Below are 16,492 nucleotides of genomic sequence, written 5' to 3'. Positions count from 1 at the left end.
CTATTTTAAAAAATTCTTTATTATATATTTTTAATAAAAAAGAGTAGAACAGAAGCCGTACAGAATTCTTTATTCCATTCTTCACACAGTATTATGATCTGCAACAACAACTATTGATATTCCATTAGTATATATGCTGTATACCAAAATAAAATAAGAAAGCATTTCCTTTAGATTTTTATAGTTCTTAAAAATATCTAATTCCTTTAAATCATTTATATTAGAATACTCACTATAAAGAATATTTTCTTTTTTAGCAATTCTAAATATTTCATCTTGGCTAATAGATAGAAATATTGTTTGTTCCATTCATCATATAATTTTAAATCATGTGATCCTAGAGTATGTATATGTAATAGTGTCTTATGGTATTCACTAAAATTTATTTTACCTTGTTCTTTCATCATCTTATAGGCTTTTTCTACTTCTATGTCTCTCATTCGACCCCTTTCAAAGATAAATTTTTCACAATCTATTTTTTAGTTTTATTTGTGGTACGCTTCGCCTCGCATAATCTTAAATGCTCTATATACTTGTTCGATTAAGACGACGCGCATCATTTGATGTGGAAATGTCATTTTACTGAATGAAAGTGCGTAGTTGCTGCGTTTTAAGACGTCTTCATGTAATCCGTTTGATCCGCCAATCACAAAGACGAAGTCACTTTGTCCTTGTGTCATGCGTCGTTGCATCTCTTCAGCTAAACCTTCTGATGACAACATTTTACCTTGTATTTCTAAAGTGATGACTGTAGCTTGTGGCTTTATTTTAGCTAATAAGCGTTGGCCCTCTTTTTCTTTCACTTGTTCTATTTCTTTATCGCTCATATTTTCAGGTGCTTTTTCATCGGGTACTTCAATAATTTCAATTTTGGAATATGCACCTAATCTTTTTTCATATTCTGATATAGCCTGTTTCCAATATTTTTCTTTTAATTTACCCACAGCTAAGATTGTTATCTTCATAAAATCCTCCATAGATGTTAATAGTTATCCTACTTATCCACAAGTTATCAACTTGTTAACAGAATTCCCTCTAATTATAACAGTAATGTATACGAATTACGGTAAAATCTTTTAAAATATCCCCATTTCTTGTGATTATCCTTGTATATATGTGGATAAGTCTGTGAATAATGTGAGTATTTCTGTGTGTATTATACACAAAAGTGGATAACTCACCCTCATTTTAGGGATAACTTTAAGTAAGTCTTAAATATTTATTCACAGATTTAAGCTAAATCTTGTTATAATAAGGTTCATTTTGAATAATCATGTATAGTCCAAATTATTAGATAATTAACTCAATACATAAAAAAACGACCTACTTACAAATACTAAGTTTATAAGTAGGTCGTTCGTCTAATTAATTACAATGTATATATCGGTGTAGCTTGTGCTTTATCTGTATCACATAATAGCACTTCTTTTTCAGTGTCTATATCATGTTCATTTAATACTTGTCCAACGCTCATACGTGCTAAATCTTTCATATTGTTATCTTGTGATAAGTGTGAAAGGTAGATACGTTTCGTATTACCTGTAATCACGTCCGTCATCGCTAGTCCTGCATCTTCATTAGACACATGCCCCATATCACTTAAAATACGTTGCTTCGTCTTCCAAGGATAGCGACACATACGTAACATATCCACATCATGATTACTCTCGAACATAAAAGCATCACTACCTTGAATCATACCTTTCATTCTATCTGAAACATAGCCTGTATCTGTGATTATAGTAAATTTCTTATAATTGTTATGGAAAATGTAAAACTGTGGATCAATCGCATCATGCGATACATTAAACGATTCAATATCAAAACCTGCAATTGATTTTGTTTCATACGGATTAAAAATGAATTTTTGATCCATTGGAATTTTACTATCCTTCTTCTCTATTGCTTTCCAAGTATTTTCATTCGCATAAATTGGTAAACCATATTTACGCGCAAGCACACCCAAACCTTTAATATGGTCACTATGTTCATGAGTAACTAGAATGCCGTTTAAATCTTTTATATTTCTATCAATTTGACTAAATAACGCTTCCATCTTCTTGCCAGTGAGTCCAACATCTACTAATAGACTGCCTTTATCACTTTCAACATAAGTGGCATTCCCTGTACTACCACTCGCCAATACACTCATTCGTATCAAGCGACTCATCCTTTCTACTTCCGATAACTTACACTATATTTTAGAGTGCCTTCAGTCTAATTCCTTATATTCTGCACTCTTTAATTAAAAAAATGAAGTTTCGAACAAACCATATCATTCGAAACATTCCAGTCCTCTAAAATACCTTTATATTATACTATATCAATACAAAAATTAAAGTTCCAATCCCTTGTTTATGTACAACACTCACACATATAAATAAAATAAGTGCATGAGACCATCGTAGCCCCACACACTTACTATACTTTCCACACCAAATACCATTTCTTTCTAATTAAGAACAGAGAGGTACAGAGAATGGTATTCTATTAAAAATAACCATTCACACACTTACATACGCAGTTCTAAGATAGATAACGAAACAGAGTTGCGGAGACTCCTAGGGGAGCAGTGCTAGTCGAAGACTACAGGCTGAGACAGCACCCCAGGAACGCGAAGCAACTTATGTGAGTGATTATCTATCTAAGAACTATTTTACAAGACCGCGGCTCGACCCAGCCCCCTAGGCAAGCGTCGCAACAAATTGAGTAAATATTCATCTAAGAATTTCTTTACAACCCTGCTCCCTAGTTATCAATCACTTTAGGATTTGATGATGTCGCTTCAACATAATAGGTCTTCACATCTTCCTTACCTTTATGCTTCACTTTAATTTCCCAGTTTGCTTGCAACAACTGCACGTTCGTTTCTCTCACAACAGAGTAATATCCTAATCGTGCATCCAACACTTCATCGCCTGATTTTAAGTAACGATTAAAGTATAACGTTTCAATTGCTTTACGTGGTGTAATGACCTGTTTCTTAGGATTATTATCACTCTTCGCAGGTTCAATCTTATTCATTGCAGATTGCTCATAACTTGTCGCTTTACCATCATTTACATTAAAACGTAAACGTGCTTTGTTATTATTCATCAAAGGATAACCTTCATACGTCTGCTCGTATGTCACAGCATTAGATGAAACATCGCCAAGTTGATACATCTTACCATTGTAAATGTTGCTCATGATATAGTCTTTTAAATCACTTAAATTACTATCACTCACATTAACCGTACTATCGATTTCACCTGTTAACGTATTACCTGAATCCTCCGTTTCTAATGAGGACTTACCTTTCGCATAACTCTTAAAGTCTTTAGATTTAGCCGTAATCATCTGCATCTTCGTACCACTCACATCTTTATTTAGCAGATCATTCGAAATTTTAATTTCTTCTTGTTGAAATTTAACTTCATTATCACTTTCAGATTCATTGATTTGAGACTTCGTAACCTTATTCACGTAAATCAATACAAGCAGGATATTGACTAGAATAAATACGAAAATAAACAATGTCTTCGTTCGTTTCCAATTCATTTATTCAAGCCTCCCATCCTCATAAGCATACCAATCGCCATCGTATTGAATATACCACGTTGGCACAAGCTCACTATTACGCTGCACTTCTATATCATCTTTATCAGGTCGATCATCCTCTTTATAGCCAATGACCATATTCGTAACCTTTTCAAAATCTAGGTTATGATTATTTGCCAATGAAGAACGCACACTTTCAACGCTATCCAGTGACTTCGTTTCACCCTCTAAAGGTACACTAGAACGTAATAAAGCGCGTTTATAATCATAAATACCTTTGTCTCCCCAAGTCACTTCAATATCATTTAATTGCTGATCATTAAATGTTGGATAGCCATTGAGGAAGAGTTGATACGTCAATTCACCGGATGAATTATCTGTATTGAACAGACGGAAATCATCGTTAAAGAAGCCACCATGCCCATTAATATATTCAAATGTGCTTGGAATGGTTGAGTCCATATCACTCGAACTCGATTCATCTTCAGATAAATTTTTATAATGATATTTTTTACTTTCATCATTATAGTTCGCTACACCAGTGTTGTTATTATACGTCGTCGAACCACTCTTACCGCTTCGGATAATCACTGAGTCATCAAATAAAATCGCATTCATCGTTTCGACTGGAATCGTATCATAAACCATACGGTATGAACGCATATCTTTCGGATGACTTGGTGCGAATATATGTGTCGCTTTATCAATCGTATCTTTATTCGTAATCACTTCTGAATATTTCTGCATTTCATTATTTAAATGATCCATCACTTTAATAAAGTGATTTGCCTTTGCAGTCATCGTTACTTTCATAACTTCATGACGGTCTTCGCTAATCGCAAACAATTCTAAATTACCTTTAGGGTTTTGGCTAACGATGATTCGATTAAATTTGAAATTTTTAGGTACTTTCGCTGATGAATTTAACACTTGGCCTAAATACGTTGTTAAAGGCATATCATAAGTGAAATCCAGTACAGTAAAGTGGTGGTCATTTAACATAGGGATATTTAAATTATAATCTCGTTGAATGTGTTCCACTTTACTGACTTCGTGATTTTTCAATGTACCTATGACTTGAGACAACTGCGCTCGAGAAGGTGCCAAACCTTTCACTTTATCGCCTTTAACTTCTACAATTTGATACGGCGCTATGACATTTTCGATATTGGCAGACATGGGCTTGCCGATTGTCTTAGTATTGCTCTTTTTACTATCTGTACTATCGATGTTATTCAAGTCTGGCGAGAAATTCCATACCATAAACGTTAGTACCACACTCATCATGACTAATAGGAAAAGAATAATCGATTTAATATGTTCTTTACTCTTCATCCCAATCACCGTCGTCTATAACTTCACATGGAAGTGTAATAAATATCGATGTACCTTGTCCTTCAACACTGTTTGCCCAAATACGTCCATTGTGTGCTTCTACAATCTCTTTCGAAATGGCTAGTCCTAAACCAGTACCACCCATTTTACGTGTACGCGCTTTGTCTACACGATAGAAACGATCAAAGATTTTATCCACTTTGTTAATCGGGATACCGATACCATTATCTTTAATACGAATCGTCATACGATTATATAATGCATTCTGTTTCACGTGGAACTCGACGCGTTTTTCACCACGAGAGTATTTCATCGCATTCGTAATAACGTTATCAAACACTTGCGTCATCTTATCTGGATCGATTTCTGTGAAGATCGTTTCAGATGGAATTTCACGTACAAATGTCGTGTCTTTTGCTGCCATTTCATGACGATTAATAATCTTATTGATAAACATGTTAAAGTCGACAATTTCTTTCGTAATTTGTTCAGATTCGTTATCCATTTTCGATAATTGAAGTAAATCATTAACAAGACGAATCATTCGTTCTGTCTCTTCACGTGTAACAGATAAGAATGATGGTGCTAAATTGTCATCTTTCCAAGCACCTTCTTCAAGTGCCTCTATATAACTGTTCATAGATGTTAAAGGTGTACGCAATTCGTGTGATACGTTTGCAACGAATTCACGACGTTCACGTTCAACTTGTTGTTGCTCAGTAACATCATGTAATACCGCTATGTAACCCGTCACAAATCCAGTTTCTTGAACAATTGTACTGAAATTCACACGCGCGATAATCCCTTCCTCTTCATTCATATCTAATAAGAAACTATCGTTATTCTCTTGAATTTCATCTAATGAGAACTCATCTTCTAAATTCAATACACTAAGCATATAGTAGCCAATTAAGTCTTCTTTAGCCATACCTAACATTTTGATGGCCATGTCATTGACGATACGTACACGACCACGTCGGTCTGTTGCGATAATACCGTCACTCATGTGTGTGATAACTGAGTCTAATCGACGTTTTTCACTCTCAGTATTCGCTTGTGCTTCTTGAACACGCTTAGATAGGTTATTGAAGGCTAAAGCTAATTCACCGATTTCGTCATTACCATATATCTTAACGCGTTGTGTGTAATTACCTTTAGACATCTCTACCGTCTGATTACGCATATCCGTAATCGGCCTTGTAATCGTCCTTGCGATAAAGAAACCAAGTATCACTGTAATGAATAGGGAAATCGCAGTACCAATAATGAAGATTTGGTTGATGTTGTTCAACTGATTATAGACATCATTGATATTCGATTCTATGTAAATATTACCAATCGTCTCATTGCCATTTTTGACTGGCAAATTGTAAATCCAAATTCGTTCTTTACCGCTGCCATAGTCTTTTAAGACATTATGACTATTAGATTCACCTAGCGATAAGGCTTTTTGAACGGAGTTATCATTTACCTTTTGATTGATCATATTATGCGATGATATCTTCGCTGTAGCCATTATGATTTGATCTTTATCAATAAAACGAATTTCTTCAATTTCTTGACGGTTGGCATACTCATTTAATAAACTTTGAACTTCTTTTTGAGCATTAGATGGATCATCTCTATATATCCGCTCAATATTAACTTCAAGCTGTGTCGCATATTGCTTAATATTCTTCATGAAGTTATTTGTCAGTTCTTTTTCTAAACTATTAGTGAAATACAGACCGATAATCTGCATTCCAATAATAATCAATAACACATAAACAATAACGAGCTTGGTGTGAAGGGATTGTAACTGTTTCAGCCACTTCATAGTCGCAAACTCCTAATCGTGTTGTTGGAGGAAGTATCCAACGCCTCTACGTGTCACAATATACTCAGGGTGTGAAGGATCGTCTTCAATCTTCTCACGTAAACGACGAATCGTTACGTCAACTGTACGCACGTCACCAAAGTAATCATAGCCCCACACAGTTTGTAATAAATGTTCACGTGTCATCACTTGACCCATATGTTTAGAAAGATAGTGGAAGAGTTCAAACTCTCTGTGTGTCAATTCAATATCTTCTCCTCGCTTCTTAATAGAGTAAGCGTCTGGATAAATCACAATATCTTTGATTGTAATTTCATTTGTCGTACCACTTACCTCTTGCGCTGGCTGAGAATAATGACGACGTAAGTTCGCTTTCACACGTGCGATTAATTCACGTGTACTGAACGGTTTCGTAACATAGTCATCTGCACCCAGTTCAAGGCCTAATACTTTATCGATTTCAGAGTCTTTCGCTGTTAACATAATAATAGGCATTTCAAATTTCTTACGTACTTCACGGCACACTTCCATACCGTCACGACCAGGTAACATGATGTCTAATAATACGATATCTGGTTCTTCTTCATATATTAAATCTACTGCATCATTACCATCATAGGCACAGTAAACATCATAACCTTCTTTTTTCAAATTAAATTCTAAGATGTCCGCAATTGGCTTTTCGTCATCGACAACAACTACTTTTCTTGCCATATCTATAAACCTCATTTCTCAAATTATAGTTCTATATTTCAATATTCATTCTTATAAATTAGTAAAGATTAAACTGTGATTTGATGCGTTTTAATAAGTTTATAGCGCATATTAATCTACTATATAATTTACCATTAATATTCATGTAATTCTATTTTCATATTTAAAATTATAGAATAATATTCGTTTAAAGTTTACCACTCTAATTTAATATTACAAATAAGTTAAACCCTTTGAATACGGGACAAAAGTCGTAGTGACGCCTATTCAACGCATTATTACAGAAAGATGATACGACTCAATAGTTGTGTAGCAAGCGTTCTATTTTAAACCGATGATTAATATTAAGATTCTGTTGCGACGTCATCTATTTGTAATGCAAATGAATGTCTTACAATATTTTGATTTAGTTTGTATTGATTTTTTGGGAAAAGATTTCAAAAAGGGATTAAAAATAATATATGATAAATAGCATGATGAAGGCATAAAAAAATGCCTATCCTTTTGGATAAGCAATACGGTCTCGACGGGAATCGAACCCGCGATCTCCTGCGTGACAGGCAGGCGTGTTAACCGCTACACTACGAGACCTAAAAAAATGGTGACTCCTACGGGACTCGAACCCGTGTTACCGCCGTGAAAGGGCGGTGTCTTAACCGCTTGACCAAGGAGCCGTTCTTAAGCACAAGATAGATTATAGCACAGGCTTTATTTTGAAGACAAGACATTTTTTACATAATTTTAATATTTTTTTATAAATCCCTTAATTTTTAGAAAAGCATTATTGTAACAAGGATTTTAAGATAAAATATGTACCATTTTATAATCTTTTTACACTCATATTTGTATAAAAAATAGGCACTGAACGAATCAATGCCTATTTGAAAGTTGATAATAGTATTTAATTAGTGAGTTTTTCTAATTTGTTTCCTAGAAACTCTTACCATTAATTCCATAGGGTTTAAAGGCGATATAAATTTATCAGTATCAAATCTTGTAGTGAATAACAAATTATCCACGTCGATTACTGAAAGTTTATATCTTCCTTCTATTTTTTCAAGATAAGTAATAATACAACAATATATATCATTACCATTGTTCATTAAATTAGATATACCATTAAATGATTGTTCTAAATTTTTTCTATTTCTTGAGGAAATAGAATATGATTCTGGAAAAATCACATCAAAATTTTCACCATTTTCAAATGTTAATATAAAATGAGTTTTAATATCATAACTAATATCTCTAACTTTTCCAAAAACATTTATTGTTTCATTGATATTATTATCATTTATTTCATTAATACTTAAAGCTTTTGTTGGAATTCTACTACCTTTCAATCCAGTGTTTGGAGTTTTATTGGGGTTTGATATAATGGCAACAGTAGTATTTTTATCTTCATTTGTTTTTTCTCTTTTCTTGCTAATAGATGAGTTTTTAGTCTTTTCTTTATTACCTTTATTCTTAGGAGCTAAATATTTATTCATAGCATACTGAATCTTACTTCTTTTATCTCTAGAAGTTAAACCATTTTCAATATATTCTTTACCTCTTTCATTACTTACTTTACGACTTCTACTAAAAGAGTATGGACATTCTTCTATATGATTATGCTTTTTATATGTTCTAAGATATGGTTTAGCCCCATTTACATAAGTTAAGTTACAATTGCATCCTGGCGTGGGACAATATAAATTTTCTATTATGATACTGAAATTTGGGTGATTCTTAATTTTTTCTACATCAATTGTTTCTTTAGTACTTTCTTTGATATACACAGCTTGTTCGATTTTCATAAAATCTTCCTTTAATATTTATTTAGCTGCAAAATATGTCTTTACTTTTCGATTTATATGATGTAATATTGATTTTGTCGAAAAAATACTACATATAATAAATAGACAGTGTGCTATAAACTGGTTAATAGTATATTAACTATACCATTATAACATAGTGTCTATTTATTGTCTATTTAAATGATAAAAGGAATCAAAAATATTTTTGATTCCTTTTATCATTTTTCTTTTATAATTAATACAAAACCTAAACATTACTTTGTTTCTTAATTAAAGATGCGAAAACGAGTGTATTGCTCACTTCCACACCTTTTTCACGGGTTTCAGTGAGCAGGTTTTTCGGCAGAAATTCTCAAAAGCTCGACAAAACTTGAGAAACAGTTTTGCTCACTTTTCGATTCTGCTCAAAACCTAAACGCTCACTTCCACACCTTTTGATAGACGGGCTACGAAAAGCAGGTCGTTCGACAATAATACGCTAATCGCTTAAATCACAGAACGATTTTCGCTCATAGCTCGTTATTGCTCGCGACCTAACCGCTTTTCTTCACACCTTTTTCTACCATAATTGTTCTAATAAATTTGTTTGATCACGGTCTGGACCTACTGAGAAGATTGAAATACGTACATTACATAATTCAGAAATGCGTTCTAAGTATTTACGTGCATTGTCTGGTAATTCTTCCAATGTACGGCAACCAGTGATATCTTCTTTCCATCCTGGTAATTCTTCAAAGATTGGTTTACAACGGCGTAATTGATCAAGGTTAGCTGGATATTCTGTAATTTCTTCTCCATCTAATTCATATGCAGTACAAATCTTCACTGTATCAAGACCTGTAAGCACGTCGATAGAGTTAATTGATAAGTCTGTAATACCGCTAACACGACGAGAGTGACGTAAGACAACTGAGTCAAACCAACCTACACGACGTGGACGTCCTGTTGTTGTACCGTATTCACGACCAACCTCTCTAATATGATGTCCATCTTCATCAAATAATTCTGTAGGGAATGGACCGTCACCTACACGAGAAGTATATGCTTTACATACACCAATCACTTTAGATACGAAAGTTGGGCCTACACCTGTACCAACTGTTACGTTACCTGCAACAGGGTTACTTGAAGTTACGAAAGGATATGTACCGTGGTCAATATCTAACATGACACCTTGTGCACCTTCAAATAAAACTTTTTCTTCAGCTACAAATGCATCGTCTAAAATTTTAGAAGTATCCGTAACAAATTCTTTTAGACGTTGACCTGCAGCATAGTATTCATCAAAGATTTCATCGAAACGTGGGCAAGTTTCATTAAACATACCTTTGAAATATGCATTTTTAACTTCAATGTTTTCTTTTAAACGTCTTTCGAATGTTTCTTTTTCTAATAAATCAGCCATGCGGATACCAATACGTTGTGCTTTATCAACATAAGCTGGTCCGATACCTTTTTTAGTCGTACCGATTTTATTATCGCCACGACGACGTTCTTCATATTCATCTTGTGCTAAGTGATATGGAAGAATGACTTGCGCACGGTTAGAAATACGTAAGTTTGAAGTAGATACACCACGTTCATTTAAAGCGTCTAACTCTTTTAATAATGCAACTGGATCTACAACAACGCCGTTACCAATCACTGCTAATTTATCTTTGTAAAAAATGCCTGATGGTACTAAATGTAACTTATAAGTTTCTCCACCAAATTGAATCGTATGACCTGCGTTATTACCTCCTGAAAAGCGCGCAATAACATCTGCTTGTTCCGCTAAGAAATCTGTAATTTTACCTTTACCTTCGTCTCCCCATTGTGTCCCAACAACTACGATTGATGACATGTGAGCACCTCCAAAGTTTTCTCAATTAACCATTAAGTATTCTATCAATACGAACCTTATAATGCAAATAAAAATCGAACATTAAATTTAAGACATATCACATCATTACTTAAATATTATTCTATTCAATAAATCTTTTAAAACGTTGATATTTAGCGTATTAAAGTTCTTTTTATCAAAAATCATTATACATACTTAGGCTTAAAAATCATTGCCAAAACAAAATAAAAACCGTACATTTAAGTTTCCATATCTTTAAATGTACGGCAAAAATATTTTTATGACATGTCTGCATGTGCATAATCAATGTCTGTAAATTTATTATATTGTTTCATAAAGTGTAGCTTCACAGTCCCTGTCGGACCATTACGTTGTTTAGCGATAATGATTTCAATTTCGCCATTTTCATCATTTGATTGTGGTTCGAAACCTGCGTCATCATCCTCACCCTCGCCACGATTATAATAATCATCTCGATATAAGAAGGCAACGATATCAGCATCTTGCTCGATAGAACCAGATTCACGAATATCACTCATCATTGGTCGTTTATCTTGACGTTGTTCCACACCACGAGATAACTGGCTTAGTGCGATAACAGGACATTCTAATTCACGCGCAATCGCTTTTAATGTACGTGAAATCTCAGATACTTCTTGTTGTCTGTTATCAGAAGCACGAGAACCACTACCTTGAATTAACTGTAAGTAGTCAATCACAATCATATCTAAACCGTGCTCTTGTTTTAAACGACGGCATTTAGAACGTAAGTCTGTAATTCGAATACCAGGTGTATCATCGATAAAAATTTTGGTACGTGATAATTTACCTACTGCAATTGTAAATCGATTCCAGTCTTCTTCTGTCATCGTACCTGTACGTAATCGGTTAGAGTCCACATTACCAGAACTACAAATCATACGTGTTGCTAATTGGTCTGCCCCCATCTCGAGTGAGAAAATACCAACAGTATAATTACCTTCATGTGTCGCTACCTTTTGCGCAATATTAAGAGCGAAGGCAGTCTTACCTACTGAAGGACGGGCTGCTAAAATAATTAAATCATTTCGGTTGAACCCAGCTGTCATTTGATCTAAATCGCGATATCCGGTAGGGATACCCGGTGTTTGACCACTATTTTGATCGAGTTCTTCAGCTGTTTCATAAACTTGCCCTAATACATCTCTAATATCCTTAAATCCATCACTTTGTCGATTAGATGATAGTTCAAGAATGCGTCGCTCTGCATCACTTAAAATCGCATCTAATTCGAGTTCATTATCATAACCATCATTCGCAATGCTATCCGCAGTTTGAATTAATCTGCGCTTCAATGCATGATTTGAAACGATATTTGTGTAGTACTGAATATTACGTGTCGTTGGTACATTATTTGAGAGTTCCGCTAAATATTGAGGACCACCAGCCTCACTTAATGTACCTTCTTTAGTTAATTGATCCATTAACGTTACGACATCAATTTCATCACCATCTTCATTCAGATTCATCATCGCTCTGAAGATGTGTTGGTGGGCACCTCTATAAAAGGACTCAGGAAGAAGCACTTCCTGAGTCGAATTAATCAATTGTGGATCTAAAATAATTGCACCTAAGACAGATTGTTCAGCTTCATTGTTATGTGGCATTTGTTTTTGCTCATACATATTATCCATTGATTCATACACCTCTAAATCTAATCCATCTATAGTTTCTCAAACGCAGTGCAACATTGTTCAATTAAATTTTAATTCTTGTTTTACTTTTTCAAGTTAAATAATAACTTTATTTTTAAAATTACGATTTTGAAGAATTCCACTTAAGATAAAATAGTAAATTCTTTTTAGAAAAAGAGAAATTTTGTGGTTGGATAACGAAGCGTAGTTGAAAGACTCCCGAGGGAACAGTACAAGTTGAAGACCTTAGAATTACCCACAGATTTATCTGTGAGGTAATTCTGGCTAAGACTGTACCCTAGGAAAGCGTATCAACATAAGCGTAGTTAAAAGCCAACCAACAAAATTTCTTTCCGCTAGGAAAGGAAAACTTACTTTTCTACTGTATGAACACGAATAGTACCTTCAACTTCTTTATCTAATTTAACAGGTACATTTGTATAACCTAATGCATGGATACCTTGAGGTAAATCCATTTTACGTTTATCAATTTTAATATCATGTTGTGTTTTAAGTGCTTCAGCAATTTGTTTTGTACTTACAGAACCAAACAATTTGCCACCTTCACCAGTTTTAGCACTTACTTCAACTTCGATTTCTTCTAATTTAGCTTTTAATGCTTTAGCGTCATCGATTTCTTTTTGTCTGTCCGCTTCAGCACGTTTATTTTGTTGTTCTAATTGTTTTAAATTACCTGGAGTTGCTTCAACAGCATAGTTATTTTTAATTAAAAAGTTATTAGCATAACCTACTGGTACATCTTTAATTTCGCCTTTTTTACCTTTACCTTTAACGTCTTGTGTGAAAATTACTTTCATGCGTCTTCACTCCTACTCATTTGTTCTGTAATTGCTTGTTGTAATTGTTCAATCGCTTCTTCAATTGATAATCCTTTCAATTGCGTTGCAGCGTTCGTTAAGTGACCGCCGCCACCTAATGCTTCCATCGTTAATTGAACATTAATAGAGCCTAATGAACGTGCTGAGATACCTATTAAGTTATCTTCACGTTTAGCCACAACATAAGAAGCTTCTATACCTTCTAAACTTAACAACTCATCCGCAGCTTGTGCAACTGTAACAGGATGATAAATTTTTTCGTTAGAACCATGTGCTATCGCTATACCATTATCTTGAACTTCAACTGTTCGAATAAGCTCTGAACGATTAATATACGTATCGACATCATCTTTTAAGAAATGTTGTGTTAATATCGTATCTGCGCCGTGAGCACGTAAATAGCTTGCAGCGTCAAACGTTCTAGAACCTGTACGTAATGTGAAGTTACGTGTATCAACGATAATACCTGCATACATGACTGTAGATTCTAAACGTGTTAAACGTTGTTCAGTTGGTTGATATTCTAATAACTCTGTCACAAGTTCTGCTGTCGAACTTGCGTAAGGTTCCATATAAACTAATAACGGGTTAGAAATAAAGCTTTCTCCTCGTCTATGATGGTCAATGACCACTTTACGGTTAGCTTTATTTAAAATGTTCTCATCTAATACCATCTCTGGTTTATGTGTATCCACAACGACGATCGTAGATTTAGATGTCATCATATCCCAAGCTTCATCTGATGTGACGAATCGCTCTTTCAATTCTGGTTTCTTATCGATTTCATCCATTACACGACGTAATGTTGGATCAATATCTTCCTCATTCAAGACTACGTAGGCTTCTAAGTTATTCATTAATGCGAATCTTGATACACCTATCGCTGCACCAATCGCATCTAAATCGGGACGTTTGTGTCCCATAATAATTACTTTGTCGCCTTCGGTTAAGATATCCTTTAATGCATGAGAAATAACACGCGCTCTTACACGCGTACGTTTTTCCATCGGGTCAGTCTTACCGCCATAGAATCGTACATTTCCGTTCATATTTTTAATTGCTACTTGGTCACCACCGCGACCTAATGCTAAATCTAAACCAGATTGTGATAACTCACCAAGATCAATTAAGTTCTCAGTACCTTCACCGACACCGATACTCAATGTTAATTGGGCACGGTAACCAACACTTTTTTCGCGTAGTTGGCTAAGAATTTCAAAGTTCGATTCTTCAACTTCGGCTAATATTTTTTGATTTAAATACGCAACGAACTGGTCAGAATTATAACGTTTGAAGAAAATATTATATTCTGATGCCCAACGACTAATCACTCGTGTTACCATTGAGTTGATTTCAGAACGTTGTGTGTCGTTCATATTTTGCGTGATTTCATCATAGTTATCTAAGAATAATGTTGCAATAATCGGTTTTGATTCTTCATATAGTTCATTGGTATGCACTTCATCTGTGATATCAAAGAAATATAGACAATTTTCCTCTTCAGAATGACGTACATGGTAATGATATTGGCCATGTTCGATTTCGACTTCCTGTACCTTTTCCAACTGCTTTAAAATATTCGGAAAAACTTCATTGACTGGTTCTGAGATGACATTCGTTTCTAAGTGTTCAGACATGTACTGGTTAATCCATTCAATATGATCATCAGCATCAAGAACGACCATGCCAATTGGCAATCGTTTAATTGCCCTATTGCTTCCAGCCGAGATATGACCACTTAAATTATCCACATAATTATCCATTTTCAACAAGGCCTGTCTTACTAATACAATGCCAATAATAATCATCACGACTAAAATAGCTGCTGCAATAGTCGCGACTAATGGTTTAAAGATAAACCATACTACGACAAGTGCAATTGAAGTAAGTACCATTAAAATAAATGGTATGAGTAATGCCTTCTTAGTGGATTGACGGTTCATTATTCCACCTCTATTCACTTTTTAAAGTCATTTTTTAATCATTCGTTTTAAATTAATTCCTAAATCAAGTACACCAAGTAATGCAATGATATGTGTTGCTGGTGTAATAATTGTCCCCACAACCATCAGCAATATCGTTACAACATTTGGAATACGTTTTGCTTTACCAAAGAAATGAATTAAACTCAATCCTTGGATATACATCAGTAATGATAACACAACTTCGAAATTTAATACGATGCTTTGGAAAGTACTTGGCCCTGTTGCGAACATTACGCATAATAAAACAACCATATAAACCCAAAGTAATGAACGATTAAGTTGCCAAGCAAATAATGGTTTAAAAATTGGTGTAGCTACTTTAAATTTACGAAGAATTGGAAATGTAATAATTAAGTTAATTAAGACTAAAATAAAGACTATAACGATTATAAAACTTGGAAGCTGGACTGCCATTTGACGGAACCATTCTTCTAGAATCGTTTTATAATCTGATTCTACGCCTGTCGTTACAACCGCATTGTGCATTGCATCTTTGAAAGGCTTAATTAATGTCGTAGCGCTAGGTATCTTTTTAAACGTTTGTAATAGCATAAATGCGACTAAAGTAAATATACTTAAATATGTTGTAGCTATAAATAAGATGCGTTCTTTAGAGGCACGTTCTTTCAATAATTGGCCAATAATAAAGCTAAGTATTAAAACTAAAATCATGGCACTTAATACAAATGTATTACCCAATAATGTGGCAAGAATAACTGTGATTAGCGCTCCAATTCCAAATGATGGAATAGATTTATTCCATAAAATAATGCCTGGAATCGTAGCGAATAAACATAGAATCAGCCCTAGTATTGGTAATACATACGTAACTAAAGCAACCATAACAAGTGCAATTGTTCCTATAATTGTTGCTTTAGGATGTACTTTTGAAAACACATTCGCCACTCCTATACTTTTTTTGACTATAACCTCTATTTTAACCTCTAA

13 protein-coding genes and 2 tRNA genes are annotated in these 16,492 nt (G+C 34.2%); all 15 read right to left on the bottom strand.

Translation table 11 applies throughout. From position 1 onward, the window contains the following. Positions 1–215: 215 nt before the first annotated feature. Positions 216–440 carry a hypothetical protein gene (locus AK212_RS08935; protein WP_244881432.1) on the bottom strand — a complete coding sequence of 75 codons (225 nt, stop codon included), beginning with the start codon at positions 438–440 and terminating at the stop codon, positions 216–218. A gap of 45 nt (positions 441–485) precedes the next feature. Then, positions 486–965 (bottom strand): 23S rRNA (pseudouridine(1915)-N(3))-methyltransferase RlmH, encoded by a 480-nt coding sequence (gene rlmH / locus AK212_RS08930; RefSeq protein WP_037552500.1) that lies wholly within the window; start codon positions 963–965, stop codon positions 486–488. Between the two features lie 404 nt (positions 966–1,369). Then, positions 1,370–2,170 carry an MBL fold metallo-hydrolase gene (locus AK212_RS08925; RefSeq protein ID WP_053030343.1) on the bottom strand — a complete coding sequence of 267 codons (801 nt, stop codon included), beginning with the start codon at positions 2,168–2,170 and terminating at the stop codon, positions 1,370–1,372. 578 nt (positions 2,171–2,748) lie between these two features. Continuing rightward, positions 2,749–3,540 (bottom strand): two-component system regulatory protein YycI, encoded by a 792-nt coding sequence (locus AK212_RS08920; RefSeq protein ID WP_053030342.1) that lies wholly within the window; start codon positions 3,538–3,540, stop codon positions 2,749–2,751. Further along, on the bottom strand, positions 3,541–4,875 hold the full coding sequence (locus AK212_RS08915; RefSeq protein ID WP_053030341.1) for a YycH family regulatory protein: 1,335 nt from the start codon (positions 4,873–4,875) through the stop codon (positions 3,541–3,543). It abuts the gene before it with no gap. Then, the gene (gene walK, locus AK212_RS08910) at positions 4,865–6,691 is read right to left on the bottom strand and encodes a cell wall metabolism sensor histidine kinase WalK (protein ID WP_053030340.1); all 1,827 of its coding nucleotides are present in this window, start codon (positions 6,689–6,691) and stop codon (positions 4,865–4,867) included. The genes AK212_RS08915 and walK overlap by 11 nt, the downstream gene beginning before the upstream one ends. Positions 6,692–6,703: 12 nt before the next feature. After that, a complete protein-coding gene (yycF, locus tag AK212_RS08905) occupies positions 6,704–7,405 on the bottom strand; it encodes a response regulator YycF (protein ID WP_011274375.1) in 702 nt (233 codons plus the stop codon). Between the two features lie 518 nt (positions 7,406–7,923). Beyond that, positions 7,924–7,996 (bottom strand) — tRNA-Asp (locus tag AK212_RS08900). An 8-nt stretch (positions 7,997–8,004) separates the two neighbouring features. Continuing rightward, positions 8,005–8,079, bottom strand: a tRNA-Glu gene (locus AK212_RS08895). Between the two features lie 231 nt (positions 8,080–8,310). Next, positions 8,311–9,204 (bottom strand): hypothetical protein, encoded by an 894-nt coding sequence (locus tag AK212_RS08890; protein ID WP_053030339.1) that lies wholly within the window; start codon positions 9,202–9,204, stop codon positions 8,311–8,313. Between the two features lie 559 nt (positions 9,205–9,763). Further along, positions 9,764–11,047, bottom strand: a complete 1,284-nt coding sequence (locus tag AK212_RS08885) for an adenylosuccinate synthase (protein WP_053030338.1) — start codon at positions 11,045–11,047, stop codon at positions 9,764–9,766. A gap of 278 nt (positions 11,048–11,325) precedes the next feature. Further along, positions 11,326–12,720, bottom strand: coding sequence for a replicative DNA helicase (gene dnaB / locus AK212_RS08880; protein WP_053030337.1), 1,395 nt, complete (start codon positions 12,718–12,720; stop codon positions 11,326–11,328). Between the two features lie 371 nt (positions 12,721–13,091). Next, entirely contained in the window at positions 13,092–13,538 is a 447-nt protein-coding gene (gene rplI, locus AK212_RS08875; protein ID WP_016930923.1) for a 50S ribosomal protein L9, read from the bottom strand. Further along, positions 13,535–15,502, bottom strand: coding sequence for a DHH family phosphoesterase (locus AK212_RS08870; protein ID WP_053030336.1), 1,968 nt, complete (start codon positions 15,500–15,502; stop codon positions 13,535–13,537). The genes rplI and AK212_RS08870 overlap by 4 nt, the downstream gene beginning before the upstream one ends. Before the next feature lie 27 nt (positions 15,503–15,529). Beyond that, positions 15,530–16,456 carry a YybS family protein gene (locus AK212_RS08865; protein WP_244881434.1) on the bottom strand — a complete coding sequence of 309 codons (927 nt, stop codon included), beginning with the start codon at positions 16,454–16,456 and terminating at the stop codon, positions 15,530–15,532. Positions 16,457–16,492: the final 36 nt, after the last annotated feature.

This window comes from Staphylococcus borealis, from assembly GCF_001224225.1.
Lineage (GTDB): Bacteria > Bacillota > Bacilli > Staphylococcales > Staphylococcaceae > Staphylococcus > Staphylococcus borealis.
The sequence above is the reverse complement of the archived record's forward strand: the minus strand, read 5'-3'. Positions and strand labels throughout refer to the sequence as shown.